This window comes from Vaginella massiliensis (genome assembly GCF_900089075.1).
Classification (GTDB): Bacteria; Bacteroidota; Bacteroidia; order Flavobacteriales; family Weeksellaceae; genus Weeksella; species Weeksella massiliensis_A.
In genome coordinates this window covers 417,277-431,819 of sequence record NZ_LT593746.1, presented here as the reverse complement: position 1 = coordinate 431,819, position 14,543 = coordinate 417,277, and the positions used below count along the sequence as shown (strand labels likewise).

General features: G+C 39.1%; 15 protein-coding genes. 8 read left to right on the top strand and 7 right to left on the bottom strand.

The window, feature by feature from the left end:
- Positions 1-50: 50 nt before the first annotated feature.
- Both BN8061_RS03225 and trmB read right to left on the bottom strand, forming a co-directional pair.
- Positions 51-1,547 carry a M20/M25/M40 family metallo-hydrolase gene (locus BN8061_RS03225; RefSeq protein WP_094745840.1) on the bottom strand — a complete coding sequence of 499 codons (1,497 nt, stop codon included), beginning with the start codon at positions 1,545-1,547 and terminating at the stop codon, positions 51-53.
- Positions 1,548-1,558: 11 nt separating this feature from the next.
- Positions 1,559-2,236: a tRNA (guanosine(46)-N7)-methyltransferase TrmB gene (gene trmB, locus BN8061_RS03220; protein WP_068597888.1), complete on the bottom strand. Its 678-nt coding sequence runs from the start codon at positions 2,234-2,236 to the stop codon at positions 1,559-1,561.
- Positions 2,237-2,368: 132 nt separating this feature from the next.
- On the opposite strand from trmB, the gene BN8061_RS03215 reads away from it, so the two are divergent.
- Entirely contained in the window at positions 2,369-2,791 is a 423-nt protein-coding gene (locus BN8061_RS03215; RefSeq protein ID WP_094745839.1) for a hypothetical protein, read from the top strand.
- Positions 2,792-2,871: 80 nt separating this feature from the next.
- Positions 2,872-3,342, top strand: coding sequence for a DUF6702 family protein (locus tag BN8061_RS03210; RefSeq protein ID WP_068596436.1), 471 nt, complete (start codon positions 2,872-2,874; stop codon positions 3,340-3,342).
- An 81-nt stretch (positions 3,343-3,423) separates the two neighbouring features.
- Here BN8061_RS03210 and BN8061_RS11735 read toward each other — a convergent pair whose 3' ends face one another.
- From BN8061_RS11735 to BN8061_RS03200, 3 genes are read right to left on the bottom strand one after another with little or no spacing between them, the layout of a single operon-like run.
- Positions 3,424-3,591: a FeoB-associated Cys-rich membrane protein gene (locus BN8061_RS11735; RefSeq protein WP_094745838.1), complete on the bottom strand. Its 168-nt coding sequence runs from the start codon at positions 3,589-3,591 to the stop codon at positions 3,424-3,426.
- Positions 3,592-3,599: 8 nt separating this feature from the next.
- Positions 3,600-5,696 (bottom strand): ferrous iron transport protein B, encoded by a 2,097-nt coding sequence (feoB, locus tag BN8061_RS03205; RefSeq protein ID WP_068597883.1) that lies wholly within the window; start codon positions 5,694-5,696, stop codon positions 3,600-3,602.
- 1 nt (position 5,697) lies between these two features.
- Positions 5,698-5,931 carry a FeoA family protein gene (locus BN8061_RS03200; protein ID WP_068596434.1) on the bottom strand — a complete coding sequence of 78 codons (234 nt, stop codon included), beginning with the start codon at positions 5,929-5,931 and terminating at the stop codon, positions 5,698-5,700.
- 157 nt (positions 5,932-6,088) lie between these two features.
- Here BN8061_RS03200 and rplU point away from each other — a divergent pair, with 157 nt between their 5' ends.
- The 3 genes from rplU (at position 6,089) to BN8061_RS03185 (ending at position 8,406) form a co-directional block, all read left to right on the top strand.
- The gene (gene rplU, locus BN8061_RS03195) at positions 6,089-6,463 is read left to right on the top strand and encodes a 50S ribosomal protein L21 (protein ID WP_068596432.1); all 375 of its coding nucleotides are present in this window, start codon (positions 6,089-6,091) and stop codon (positions 6,461-6,463) included.
- A 26-nt stretch (positions 6,464-6,489) separates the two neighbouring features.
- Positions 6,490-6,747, top strand: a complete 258-nt coding sequence (gene rpmA, locus BN8061_RS03190; RefSeq protein WP_068596430.1) for a 50S ribosomal protein L27 — start codon at positions 6,490-6,492, stop codon at positions 6,745-6,747.
- A 129-nt stretch (positions 6,748-6,876) separates the two neighbouring features.
- Positions 6,877-8,406 carry an IS1182 family transposase gene (locus tag BN8061_RS03185; RefSeq protein WP_068596427.1) on the top strand — a complete coding sequence of 510 codons (1,530 nt, stop codon included), beginning with the start codon at positions 6,877-6,879 and terminating at the stop codon, positions 8,404-8,406.
- A gap of 130 nt (positions 8,407-8,536) precedes the next feature.
- Here BN8061_RS03185 and BN8061_RS03180 read toward each other — a convergent pair whose 3' ends face one another.
- A complete protein-coding gene (locus BN8061_RS03180) occupies positions 8,537-9,790 on the bottom strand; it encodes a D-alanyl-D-alanine carboxypeptidase/D-alanyl-D-alanine-endopeptidase (RefSeq protein WP_068596425.1) in 1,254 nt (417 codons plus the stop codon).
- Positions 9,790-10,725 (bottom strand): mechanosensitive ion channel family protein, encoded by a 936-nt coding sequence (locus tag BN8061_RS03175; RefSeq protein WP_094745837.1) that lies wholly within the window; start codon positions 10,723-10,725, stop codon positions 9,790-9,792. Before BN8061_RS03175 ends, BN8061_RS03180 begins: the two co-directional genes overlap by 1 nt.
- Positions 10,726-10,894: 169 nt before the next feature.
- Here BN8061_RS03175 and BN8061_RS03170 point away from each other — a divergent pair, with 169 nt between their 5' ends.
- The 3 genes from BN8061_RS03170 (at position 10,895) to BN8061_RS03160 (ending at position 14,536) form a co-directional block, all read left to right on the top strand.
- Positions 10,895-12,214 (top strand): OmpA family protein, encoded by a 1,320-nt coding sequence (locus BN8061_RS03170; RefSeq protein WP_068596423.1) that lies wholly within the window; start codon positions 10,895-10,897, stop codon positions 12,212-12,214.
- Positions 12,215-12,309: 95 nt separating this feature from the next.
- Positions 12,310-13,440: a tRNA guanosine(34) transglycosylase Tgt gene (gene tgt / locus BN8061_RS03165; protein ID WP_068596421.1), complete on the top strand. Its 1,131-nt coding sequence runs from the start codon at positions 12,310-12,312 to the stop codon at positions 13,438-13,440.
- A gap of 1 nt (position 13,441) precedes the next feature.
- Positions 13,442-14,536 (top strand): LptF/LptG family permease, encoded by a 1,095-nt coding sequence (locus BN8061_RS03160; RefSeq protein ID WP_068596419.1) that lies wholly within the window; start codon positions 13,442-13,444, stop codon positions 14,534-14,536.
- Positions 14,537-14,543: the final 7 nt, after the last annotated feature.

Below are 14,543 nucleotides of genomic sequence, written 5' to 3'. Positions count from 1 at the left end.
ATTATCCAATGACGACATACGAAATAAAAAGAGGCCGAAGCCTCTTTTTTTTATTTCAATAAAAATTTAGAGGTAAACTTTCCGCCATGCGACGATTCGAAAATAGCAATGTATAGCCCAGACGTCAGAGCAGACAAATCGAGACTTCCATCAGATTTCAGTTCGCTCGCTTGGTAAACGGTTTGTCCAGTCGGACTCAATATTTTCACTCGGTTGTTGAGCATTTTTTTATCTAATTGGTAATGCAATGATTTTTGATGCACAGCGATTTTAGAAGTAGGGTGTATAACATTATCCAAGCCTAAATCTGCCGAAGGTTTTGCTGCTTCTACCAAAAATTCCAATGCCAGTTTCACAAATTTAGCGGCATGACTACTGCTGTTATTCGATCGGGCATAAGTATCGTTTGCCGAATGGATGTATGGGTTGCTGTCGTGGAAACTCGCTTCGAATGGGAAAGCCGAAGGAAAGCCTCTGTTGGCCCAAGAAGCATGATCCGAGCAACCGTAATTACAAACCGTGTAACCATAGGTGAAAGCATTTTGATCTGCTTTGCTGTTGTAATGTTCCATCAATTCAACCAAAAAAAGATTCAGATCGTTCGAGTTGTAGCTATCCGTTGTAATGTAAACATCTTTGGTCGATCCTTTGTAGTTGGTCATGTCGAATTGCACATAAGCTTTTACATTTTTCCCTTCGTTTTTGTATTTAGTTGCAATTTCGTTAGATCCAACCAAGCCAACTTCTTCGGCTGCAAACGCCATGATTTGTATTGTTTTTTTGGGTTTGAAACCGTTTTCAACCAATACGCGAAGTGCTTCGGTAATCGTGGCAATTCCGCTCGCATTGTCATCCGCACCAGGCGAACGCAATTCGTAATTGCCACTCCATGAGGCACTCACGATGCTGTCGGCATGCCCACCAATGATGATGAATTCACTGGCTTCTTCGTTCCCTTCTATGGTAAAAATCACCGATTTTTGCGGGGTGTTTCTGTGGGTGAAAAACTCAACCTTCAAATCATTACGCCCCGATGCATCGATGATTTCCTGCCATTTGTTTTTGATGTAGTCCATTCCAACGTTGTTGGTGGTAGAAAGATGATGGCGTGTATGAATGCTCTCGAAAGCCAAGATTAAAGATTCGATGTTTTCTTCTTTTACTTGGTTGATGAGCTGATTGACCCATTCGTCTTCGGTAATGTTGAAATTCAAGACGCTCAGATTTCGATCCTGAGGGCGTTGAACATATTCTAACGCCTGTTCTTTGGACGGATGTTGGATAAAACCAGGACCGTGAGACAATACAAATTGATGCAAATCTGATGCGGCATGATTGCTCAAATGCACGGCAGCTTCGTTGTTCGTGCGCTGTACTATCTTCACATCTTGTGGGTGTAAAAATTTAAGTTTTTCTGCATGATCTGCGTCCATTGTCGCATAGAAAAACGTCTTTGGCGAACCCTCGGGTAGCCGATGCGCGTGCTGGGCAAATAGCCCACTACCCAAAAGTGAAAGAGAGAGTAATAAATTTTTTCTCAGAAGCATTTAACTGATTTTTAAGGTGTTAATTTGAAACGAATATACGTAATTTTTTTACCTTCTTCTAAAAATTTAGATTCATAGAACGTTTGTACATCCGTCACAATCGCTGGGATGTCTGCATGATCAGGATGGTAGACATCGTGCGAGGATTTGAGTACTTTGTACCCGAGCATCTGTAAAACACCATGCGTGTAACCATGCAAAAATTCTGAGTCGGTTTTTAAGTTTACCGTGCCTTCTGGCTTCAAGATTTGGGCGTATCGATTGAGAAATTCTGGATGAGTCAATCGGTGTTTGGTTCGGCGATATTTGATCTGGGGGTCTGGAAAAGTAATCCAAATTTCGTCCACTTCGTTTCGGTCAAAAAGGTGATGAATCAATTCGATTTGGGTGCGAAGAAATCCAACATTTGGTAAATTTTCTTCGATGGCAGTTTTTGCTCCTCGCCAAAAGCGAGCCCCTTTGATGTCTATCCCGATGAAATTTCGATTGGCATCGAGTCGAGCCATAGCTACTGTGTATTCTCCTTTGCCACAACCCAACTCCAGTACAATTGGCAAATCGTTTTTGAAGAAATCTTTTCGCCAATTTCCTTTCAACGGAAAATTGTTCAAAACTTCTTCTCGTGTCGGTTGCACTACATTTTCGAACGTTTTATTTTCTTCAAACCTTCTGATTTTATCCTTTCCCATTATAAAAATTTTTTGCGAAATTAATTGTTTTTTCATCAACATCGAAACCCTGTGAGTGCATTGCATCGTGATATTTTATTGTTTGAATTCCAAAAAGGTTTTCTATTTTTGTAAAGAACTAAAATTTAAGAAATGGGATTTATCAAACATTTACATAGTGGTTGGGCTTATTTGGTCCTCCTTATGGCGGTAGTTTTTGTGGTTATTTCGTTGATCTATGCGATTTCTAAGAAATCACCCGACAACACCATCAAAAAAATTGGCTTATTTACTACGATTGTTTTTCATCTACAATTGGTTTTTGGGCTCTTGACTCTGTTTCTCACAGGGCGTTACAAATTGTTTGCCGATATGTCTTCGGTAATGCAAGATGCAGAAACCCGTTTGTTGACGGTAGAACATCCGATGATGATGATTGCCGGAATTGCCTTTATGACGATTGCAAATGCAAAACTGAAACGCTCGAGTATTGTTGGCTTCAATGTGGTCATTTTTGCCGTGGTAGCCTTGCTTATCGTTCTATCTCGCATTCCTTGGCAATTGTGGTTTGCGTAATGCTAGAATGTTAAAGGTAAGCGCTTAACCTCGATTGGCATTGCTTTTGGATTGGCGAAATAGATGACAAACCTAATAAAATGAAATATATCGCAAAATTATACTTGATCTTATTGGTGATGGCTTCGTCTTTTGTTTCGGCACAAGGGTTTCACTCTTCTTCAACCAAGGTTGAACACGATAATCATATGGCAGTGCTTACGATAACTTCTCGATTTCTCACAGCAGATTTAGAAAAAGTAGTGGGCGAGAAAACTGCCAATAAATCTAGTTTTGATGCAAAGCTGAAGCAATACATCGGAAATAGAATTGTTTTGACGATAAATAATTCTCCGGTAAGGATCTCGTATTTTGGTTTTCAGACCAATGATAAAATGACGCGCATTTACATGAAGGCAGAGAATATTACGAAAATAGAAAGCTTGAGTCTAAAAATGTCGATGCTTACCGATGTGTATCCCGATCAGCAAAATATGGTAGCGTTTGATCTCAATGGCAAACGAAAAAGTGTGACCACCCGAAAGGGAAGCGAAGTTGCTATTTTTAATTAAAAAACAAAGGAGGTTGTCTCATGATGATCTGCACAGTCCAAGGCTCAGTGTGGATATTGTAGGTGATGAGACAAACTCTTTTTATTCTTTACCTTTTGTGTTCAACTGCGATTTTACATCATCACAACCACAACCTTTGCTGCAGCCACTTTTCCCTTTGAATGTGTCTTTCACCAAACGAATGAGGTACCAAATGGCGAAACAAAAAACAATCGCAATAAATCCGTACTGTATATAAATATTAGACATGGTTTGATTTATTTAAGTGTTTGATAAGCAATAAACGCTAATAAATAGGCTAATCCAGACATGAATACCACTTGGATGAGTGTCCATTTCCACGAGCCCGTTTCTTTCTTTACAATGGCAATTGTACTCATGCATTGCATCGCAAAAGCATAGAACAATAGCAACGAAACGCCAGAAGCTAGATTATAAGCAGGTTTGCCCGTATTCTGATTGATCTCTGTTTTCATACGATGTAGCAAAGTTGATTTTTGTTCTTCATCTTCTGTGTCCACATCATCTCCCATGCTATACACCATTGCCATTGTCCCTACGAAAACCTCTCGAGCAGCAAAAGAAGATATGAGACCAATACCCATTTTCCAATCGTAACCTAGAGGTCTCACCACTGGTTCTATCGCGTGCCCAATGTTCCCTAAGATAGAATGTGTCGCTTTGTAAGCGTTGATTTCATTCTGTAAATCATCATCGGAAAGTTGCGGATTTTGAGTTTGAACTATTTCTTCTGCACGATAGAAATCTTTACTGAAACTCGTGTTTTGTAACACCCAAAGGATTACAGCCATTGCCAAAATGATTTTACCCGCGCCAAACACAAAACCAGAGACGCTCTCGTACAAACTGACAAAGACATTGCGCCAGTCGGGCATTTTGTAATTAGGCAACTCAATTGCAAAAACAGAGCGGTGCTTAGCTTTTATAATCAGGTTCAAGAGGTACGAACTACCTAGAGCTGCAATAATACCGAGCAAATACATGCAAAACAACGCGATTCCTCTATAATCGAAAATGCCAAATTTTTTAGCAGGAATTACCAATTCTATGATGATCAGGTAGATGGGCAATCGAGCAACGCAAGTCATAAATGGCGTTACCAACATCGTCAACAGGCGTTCTTTGGTGCTTTCTATGGTTCGCGCCGACATTACCGCTGGTACAGCGCAAGCAATACCAGAAACCAACGGCACAACGCTTTTACCACTCAGCCCGAATGGTCGCAAAAAACGATCGGATAGATAGACCACTCGGTTCATATACCCCGTTTCTTCCATGATCGTAATCAAGAGAAATAAGAGGGCAATTTGCGGTACAAAAATTACAATTCCGCCAATACCTGCTACAAAGCCATTGACAAAGAGGTCAGCAATAGGGCCTTCTGGCATTATTGTTTCGAGGTAAGAGGTGAGCCAAGCAAAACCTTCGTCTATCCAATCCATAAAAGGTGTTGCCCAAACATACACGGCTTGAAACATCAAAAACATTACCACAAAGAAGAAAAGATAACCCAACCAAGGATGCATCAATATATTATCTATTTTTTCGCTTGTGCTGGGTTGATGATTCGGATGATATTCTACAATATCGACTAAATCTTTCTCTAATTGTTGATTACGTTGAATGATTTCTTTTACCTGTAATCGTTTGTATATGACGTTGTTTTCTTTTTTTAATGTTTGTAATTGTTGGTTTCTTTCTTGGTCGAATGCTCGAATTTGTTTCTGAGCCAAAATCTGCCAAGCTCGATAAGACTCATCGACCGAAAATTGCTGTTGGACTTGCGCCACTACGGGCAAAAATTCTTGCGGAATAGCAAATTGTGATTGATAGGCTTGCGGCTCGTATTCAAACGCATCGATCAACTCTTCCAAGCCTTCATTTGAGCGCGCATTGGTGGCAATAACCTTGGTTTGCAAATAAGCTTCTAGTTTCGATAAATCGAGGCTTACCCCTTTTTCTTGCAACTCGTCGACCATGTTGACGACAAACAATGCGGGCAAACCCAGTTCTCTCACTTGCTGATATAGAATAATGGCACGCTTCAGGTTTGAAGGTTCTCCTACAACCAGGACCAAATCAGGATATTCTTCCTGATTTTTTTCGAATAATACATCAAACACAATTTCTTCATCCATCGAATTAGGAAACAAGGTATACGTCCCAGGAAGGTCTGTGATGCTGTATTGTTTTCCGTTTTTAGAGACGATTCCTTCTTTTTTGGTAACCGTCACACCAGGATAGTTTCCTACTTTGTGTCTGAGATTGGTTAATTGGTTGAATATAGAGGTTTTACCCACGTTTGGGTTCCCGACTAGCGCAATTCTTTTCATTCTATATCTTTTCAATCATTACCGTCTTCGCATCTTGTCTTCTGATGGCAATAAGCACTTTGTTTTCGTTGAGTTTTATACCAATTGGTCCACCAAAAGGCGCTTTCGATTTCAGTTCTACAACCGTTCCAGGCGTCAATCCTAGTTCGATGTATTTAGACGGCACTTGGGCATGTTCGTCGATTGCGATTTTACCTTTTTGACCGATTAAAAGATCTGTTAAAGATTTTTTCATAATTCAAAGCTTGCGGCAAATTTACTTATTTTTATTTTTTCTAAATAAGTTTGCGGGGCTGATTTTTTTAATAATTGAATTATTTAACAACAAATGATTCGGATTATAAAAAAATGATGTATATTTGCACTCAATTTTAAATAAATTTTTTAATAACATGTACGCAATTGTAGAGATAGCAGGGCTTCAATACAAAGTTGAACAAGACCAACAATTGTTCGTAAACCGTTTGAAAGGCGAGGCAGGAGACGAAGTAAAATTCGATCGTGTTTTGTTGACCGATAACGGTTCTATCGAAGTTGGCGCCCCAGTTATAGATGGAGTTAGCATTACTGCTAAAATCGTTGAACACGTAAAAGGAGACAAAGTAATCATCTTCAAAAAGAAAAGAAGAAAAGGTTACCAAAAAAGAAACGGTCACCGTCAACAATTTACTAAAATCGAAATTGTATCGATAGGTGGTGCTAAAGCAGCTAAAAAAACAGCTAAAAAAACAGCTAAAAAAGCTGAAAAAGAAACTGCAGAATCATAATTATTAACCCTAAAAAGTAACTAGAAATGGCACACAAGAAAGGAGTCGGTAGTTCGAAGAATGGTCGCGAATCAGAATCGAAACGTTTAGGTGTTAAAATTTTTGGTGGACAAGCAGCAATCGCTGGTAACATTATTGTTCGTCAAAGAGGTACAAAACACCATCCAGGGAATAATGTAGGGATTGGAAAAGATCATACATTGTTTGCTTTGGTTGACGGAAAAGTTGTTTTTACTAAAAAACGTGACAACAGATCTTATGTATCTGTTGAGCCTTTGGACTAAGAAAGTAAAACACTTGATAATATAAGAAGCCGTCTCACAACTGAGGCGGTTTTTTTATATAAATAATGGATTGATTATTAGGTGATTAATATAGAATTCACTATATTTAACTACTTAATTTTCAGCGAAATGAACTATAGAATTAAAGAATATAACCAATCCCAAAACTGGTTATTTCCACCTTCGATAGAAGAATTAATTCCGACTAATCATCCAGTAAGAATCGTAAACAACGTAGTTGAGAAGATAGACTTAAAACCTCTTTTAGAAACTTACAGTCGGGAAGGTCATCCTAGTTATCATCCTAAAATGATGCTCAAAGTGATGGTTTACGCTTATATGGACAATATTTATTCCAGTAGAAAGATCGAAAAAGCCCTCAATGAGAACATAAACTTTATGTGGCTTTCTGGTAGAGAAAGCATCGACCATAATACGATAGCCCGATTTCGAAGCAATAAGTTAAAAGCCGTATTCAAAGACATCTTCAAACAAGTGGTATTGCTTTTGGCAGAAGAAAAATTAGTGAGTCTCAAACGAGTTTATACAGACGGCACCAAAATAGAATCGGTAGCTGGAAGATACACCTTTGTCTGGGGAAATTCCATCAAGACCAATCGGGAGAAAATGATCAAACAATTAGAGGATATGTGGCAATACGCGCAGTGCGTTGCTGATGAAGAAGACCAAGATCCCGAGCCACCGGAGTTCAAAAAACTTGATCCTGAAAAAGTCCAACAAGCCGCAGATAAAATCAACCGAATCCTAAAAGAAAAGTCTGACGATCCAAAGAAAAAAGCCAAATCCCGTTACATCCAAAAGAATTTTGCGCCAAACTTAAAGAAATACCAAGAACAAGAAAAGTTACTACAAGAACGCAACTCCTACAGCAAAACCGATCCCGATGCGACCTTTATGCGCATGAAGGACGACCACATGCAGAACGGACAATTAAAACCCGGCTACAATGCACAAATCAGCACCGAAAACCAAATCATCGTCAACTATACCTTACATCAAGACACCAACGACATTCATACTTTAAAACCTCATTTAGAAAACCATAAAAAACTCTACAATGAGCTTCCCGAAGAACTCACCGCAGATGCAGGATACGGAAGTGAAGAAAATTACGAACTTTTGGAGGACAAAGCAATCAAAGCCTTTGTAAAGTTCAACACCTTTGACCAAGAACAAGGCAAATCAAAAAAAAGAAAAAATCCCAAACCCTTTGAACGAGACTCACTCTATTATAATGAAGCGCAAGATTTTTATGTATGCCCGATGGGACAACGTATGGAAAAGCGCGGTGAGCGAAAAGTCCAAACAAAGTCAGGATATAAGCAAACCTATAGTTGTTATAGCGCTAAAAACTGCAATGGATGTCCGCTCAGAAGCCAGTGCTTCAAGGGGAAAAACAACAGGACAGTAGAAAGGAACCATAAATTAGAATACCACAAACAAAAAGCAAGAGAACTTCTCACATCCGATATCGGAGAAATAAGAAGAAAACAAAGAACTGCTGATGTCGAACCTACATTTGCCCAACTCAAACACAACCGAAACTTCAAAAGATTTACCCTAAAAGGAATTGAAAAAGTGGAATTAGAGTTCGGATTGCATGCTTTAGCTCATAATCTGAAAAAGATGAGTGCGTAAACAAGAATAATAACTCATCTTTTTCTAAATTATTAAATTGAGTTGGTTTTTGACCTCAATTTTTTAATCATAAAAAAACCGTCCCGATTTTATAAACGAGACGGCTTCTTTTTATGGATGCTTTTAGACTTTAATATAAATCTCGAACGTAGTTCAAGAATTTTTCGTTTTCGCGTCTCACTTTGGTTCCGTCCATTCCGGTATTGTTGTTCATCAGGCTGAAAATCAGGAGCTTTCCAGATTTTGCACGCAAATAACCGCTGAGCGTTACCGTATTCGACATGCCGCCCGTTTTGGCAAAGAGATAGGGCGTAGCGCTTTTGTAATAATTTTTTAGCGAACCAGTTCTCCCTCCGATAGCTAGGAGGTTGAAAATTTTCTCTTCGGGGTATTCTTGCAACAATAAATCCAGCAGTTCTACCATACTTTTTGGGCTGAGCAGATTATACCGCGACAAGCCCGAACCATCGTTCCAGATAGGTTTTTGACTCAGACGCTTCAAATGATGATTGGTCATTTGTTCGATCACTTGTTTTCCTCCAACTTGCCCAGTTTCATTTACCGAAGCGGTTATCAGAAGCTGTTCTGCCAAGAAATTGTCGCTGTCTTCCATCATCAGACGTGTAACGGGTTCTACCAAAGTACTGAAAAGCAGTTGACTTGGCATTGGTATTTTTTCTTTCGAAAGCTCAACATTCCGACCGAGAATTTCTTCCAAAATCGTACGCGTCAGTTCTGGATTTGTGATGTAAGGAACTCGAAGCGTGGCATTTTTTGGTGCGATGTAAAATTGATTTTGGTAAGGATCTCTATTGAATTTTTGTTCTTTCGACACGATGGATGATTGAAACACTTTCGGGAAACTCGATAAGGTATTTCCTTGGCGTTCTATCGTGACCATGTTTTCTGCAATCGGAAAAGCATTTCTTTCCGAAGAGAAGGTTTGGTCAAAATCATCCCAAGACCAACCCAGACCTATTGAGGTATCGTTGAAATTGTTGGCGTGATAAACCAATTTTTTCGGACTGTTTTTCAGAAAATTAAAAACTCGTCTATTGTCGAATTTCGGATGTAAAAATGTAGGATCACCTGTTCCCTGAAAGTGCAATTCGTCTTCCGTCTCAGCATACATCAGTCCAGGAATCGAATCGTTCAGATTTTTCAGGACGCTATACAACGTGAAAATTTTGGTGTTCGACGCGGGTAAAAAATATTTTGTACCATTATAATTGACCAATTCGCGCTTTGTAGAAGGATCGTACAACACAAATCCCACGTGCTGATTGCTGAACGGATAGGTCTGCAGTTTTTCTTCTACAGCAAATGATTGTGAATAGGTTACGGTCGAAATCAAAAGACCAAAACTCAAGACAATTTTTTTCATCAACTCTGAGGATTTAGCGATGACGAAGGCGCACTGTCTTCGTTCTTGATGATCATTTGGGTATGTGGATACGGAATCGAAATTTCGTTTTTGTCCAAGGCTACTTTTACGGCTTTATAGAGTTGCCAATAGGCGGTCCAATAATCACTGTTTTTTACATAGCAGCGCACAGCCAAATCTACACTACTATCGCCAAATGCGAGTATTTCTACTGTTTTAGAGTGGTTGTCGTCTACCAATTCGTTTTGATCCAAAACCTCTAATAAAACTTTTTGAGCTTTGTCGAAATCGTCATTATACGATATGCCAACATTCACATCCAGTCTGCGAAATTCTTTTATAGAATAATTGGTGATAGGATTGTTGAACAGGTTTGCATTGGGTAAAGTGATGACCAAACCTTTGGGTGTCGAGATTACGGTGTTCAACATACTGATCGACTCTACGGTTCCTTCGTTCCCTTGAGAAACGATGTAGTCGCCTATTTTGAAAGGTTTGAAAAGTATAATCAACAAGCCAGCGGCAAAATTAGAAAGCGAACCTTGCAGCGCTAGACCAACGGCCAATCCGACTCCAGTCAAAGTGGCTAAAAAGCCCGAAACATTTAAACCCAATTGCCCGATGACTGGAATGATGACCAAGATCTTCAATACAATATTGATAATGGGCAGGGCAAATGATCGTATAGATAAATCGACATTGCGTTTGATCATTCTTTTTTCAATGAGTTTCATTATCCAAGAAGTTATCCAAAAACCAATGATCAAGACGAGTACAGCCGTTACCAAACTCCAACCAAAAGCACTTATTTTTTCTATCAAGAATTTTGGGATCGAAAAAAGTTCTTCTGTTGTTAGTTCTAAGGTTTCTTGTAAGTTCTCTGGATTGTTATATGACGGGGTTTGTGTCGCAATTGACAAGCGTGAGTTTGACATAAAAGATCTAATTTTTTTTCAAAAATAACTTGACTTGACCAAAAAGGCACAATATATGATGATATTAAAAATATTTTAACATTTGGTATACACCGATATGGAAAATATTAGTTAGCTTTATCTAATTGAATAATTATAAATATTTAACCTAATAAAAACTCTAAAAATTATGTCAGTAAACATTTTCGACCTTGTAAAAGGATACATAACTCCAGAGCTGGTAAACAATGCCGCTACTACCTTTGGAGAAAGCGAGTCAGGAATTTCTAAAGCACTCTCTGCTTTTATACCATTGGTTTTGGGTGGATTGATAAATAAACACCACGATTCACCAAATATATTAGATCAAGTAAAACAACTGGGTAGCCAGTTTTCTGCGTCGAATGATGTTCATCAATTGACAAGCCAACCACTTGTACAATCGCTTTTGGCGAGTATTTTCGGAGAGAAACAAAACGGAATAGTTTCAAAGATTGCAGAATTTGCAGGAATATCTGATACATCATCCAATCAATTACTCAACTTAGCAGCAGCATTAGGATTTGGTGGGCTCGGTAAATATGCCAACGATCAAAATCTAAATACTAATCAGTTTTCTGATTTGCTTGGATCATCAAGTACAAAATTGGCAGCTTTATTACCAACAGGTTTAAGTTTAGGAGCATTGGGCTTAGGAGGCTTAGGAAATCTTTTCGATAATGCAACAGAAACTATTTCTGAAAAAGCACATAATGTGCAAGAAAGCGTAACGAAACAAGTGCACAAAACCTCAGAAGATGTAAAAGAGAAATACAATCAAGTACGTGATCAAGTAAGAGAAGAAGCGCCTTATCAGGGTAGAGAAACTACAAACGAGAAAGGTGGGGGAGGTTTCCTTAAGTGGTTTATTCCGCTCGTTATTTTATTATTGATTGGCTATTTACTCTATAATTGGCTTGGGAAAAAAGAAGATAAAACGTTAGTAGAAGATCCAGCACATGTAGAAAATACCGGAGTAGTAACTACACCAACAGCAAGAGAAGAAGCAACGTACGATTTAGACGGATTGTCGCTTGTTGGATACAAAGGAGGGTTGGAAGATCAATTGGTCAATTTTATCAAATCTGACGAGTACAAAAATGGAACTGAAGAAAGTTTCAAAGATCGTTGGTTCAATTTCGATAATGTAAACTTCGTATTTGGTACAACGGATCAATTAGAGCCAGGGTCTGAAAAACAATTGAACAACTTAGCATCTATCTTGAAAAAATTCCCAGACGCTAAAATCAAAATCGGAGCGTACACCGATAAGGTAGGTGATGATGCGAATAATAAAGAATTGTCACAAAAACGTGCAGATTTCTTGAAAGCTGAGTTAGGAAAATTAGGAGTTGGTCAGCAAGTGGTTGCTGCCGAAGGTTACGGTGAAGAGTTCGCTACAGTTCCAGAAACAGCTTCGGATGAAGAAAGAGCAGCAGACCGTAAAATGGCTTTGCGTTTCACAAAATAATACAAGTATTCTAATTAAGAATAGAATTAAGCAGTTCTCAACGAACTGCTTTTTTTACGTCCAAAAATAGGAAACTTGCGTTATCTTTGCACCCTATGAAATTTTCTATAGAACAAAACGATCAATATTCTAAAGCGAGAGCTGGGGAAATCGAGACGGCTCATGGCAAAATCCAGACCCCTATCTTCATGCCAGTTGGTACGGTTGGTACCGTAAAATCGGTACAACAACGCGACTTGGTCGAAGAGGTGAAAGCTCAAATTATTTTGGGCAATACCTATCATTTATACCTTCGTCCTGGAATCGAAATCCTCAATCAAGCTGGTGGCTTGCATCGATTCATGAATTGGGACAAACCCATCTTAACCGATAGTGGCGGATTTCAAGTTTTTTCGTTGGCGTCTAGTAGAAAAAAATCAGAAGATGGAGTTCGTTTCAAATCTCATATCGACGGCTCGTATCACATGTTTACACCTGAGAAATCCATGGAAATTCAGCGAAATATTGGCGCCGATATCATCATGGCTTTCGACGAGTTAACAGGCATTCCAGCAGAATATCACGATGCCAAACGCGCCATGCAGGTCACGCATCGCTGGTTGGAGCGTTGTCGAACTTGGCTGAATGAAAACCCTGAATTATACGGTTATCAACAAACATTGTTTCCGATTGTTCAGGGCAACGATTTCAAAGATTTACGCCAAGAGTCGGCACGATATATAGCTGATTTCGGAGCCGACGGCAATGCAATTGGCGGACTGTCGGTGGGCGAGCCAGAACCCGTGATGTACGAAATGACAGACATCGTCACCGAAATTTTACCCAAAGATAAACCACGCTACCTGATGGGTGTAGGAACGCCTTGGAATATTTTGGAAGGAATAGCTTTGGGTGTTGACATGTTCGACTGTGTGATGCCTACCCGAAACGCGCGTAACGGAATGCTCTTTACATGGAATGGCGTGATCAATATGAAAAATGCCAAATGGAAAGATTGTTTCGAACCGTTGGATGAAAGTGGCACTAGCTTTGTCGATCATGAGTATACCAAAGCCTATGTACGTCACTTGTTCAACGCACAAGAATTTTTAGGAAAACAAATTGCTTCTTTGCACAATTTAGCCTTTTATTTAGATTTGGTTCGTGTTGCAAGAGAACATATCTTAGCAGGGGATTTTACCGAGTGGAAAAATCAAATGATTCCACAACTAAAAACACGTCTGTAGTTTGAAAATTATAGATAAATACATCGCTCGAAACTTTATAGGAACTTTTTTTTTCATGGTTCTTATCTTGTCGTCTATTGCGATTATTATCGACCTGAGTCAGAAATTAGACCGCATCAATTCTACTGGCTCTTCAGCTTGGGAAGCCTTGATACAATTTTATCCTTTTTGGGCAATTTGGATCATCAACACCTTCTTGCCTGTAGCCGTTTTTATCTCGGTCATCTATTTCACGTCTCGGCTCACTGCACAGACCGAAATTGTAGCAATACAGGCTGGCGGAATCAGCTTTTTTCGAATTACAAGACCTTACATCATCGTAGCGAGTTTGCTGGCTTTTACTGCAATGATGGTGAACAATATAGTTTTGCCCTGGGCAAATGTTAAGAAAAATGCTTATCAATACGTGCATTTGTTGAGCAATGGCGATCGAGAGAGTTATTATAAACGTCAAATAATTTCTTCACAAATTTCTAAAAACGAATATGTTTTTGTCGAAAGTTATGATCGCACCGAAAAATTAGGAAACACCTTCACTTACCAACGATTCGATTCGATTACAATGAAAGAGCAAATCTTGGCGTCTTCGTTCGATTGGAGCGATGAAGATTCGGCTTATTTGTTGAGAAACGTTCATCAGCGTTACATCATCAATCCTCAAAAAGATTCTATTTTTTATTTTCCAGAAAAAAAACTGAAACTTTCGGTAACACCCGATGAGTTGTTGCCCGAAGGCTATGTTGCAGAAACCATGAATTCGTTTGAATTACAGCGCTTTATCGACTCGCAAAAAAGCAAAGGCTCTGCCAATGTGGTGGTGTATGAAAACGAATTGCACGCGAGAATTAGCTCGCCCTTTTCTACCTTTATTTTGACCATTTTGGCTCTGAGTTTGTCTTCGAAAAAACGCCGCGGAGGCATCGGAATAAACCTCGCTGTAGGGGTAACGCTCGCTTTTGTGTACATATTTTTTAGTCAAGTATCCAAAACCTTTTCAGAACAAGGTTATATGTCATCTTTCGCAGCCACTTGGATTCCAAATGTAGTGTTCGGATTTCTCACGCTTTGGCTCTATTTCAAACGAGCAAAATCTTAGCTTTTAA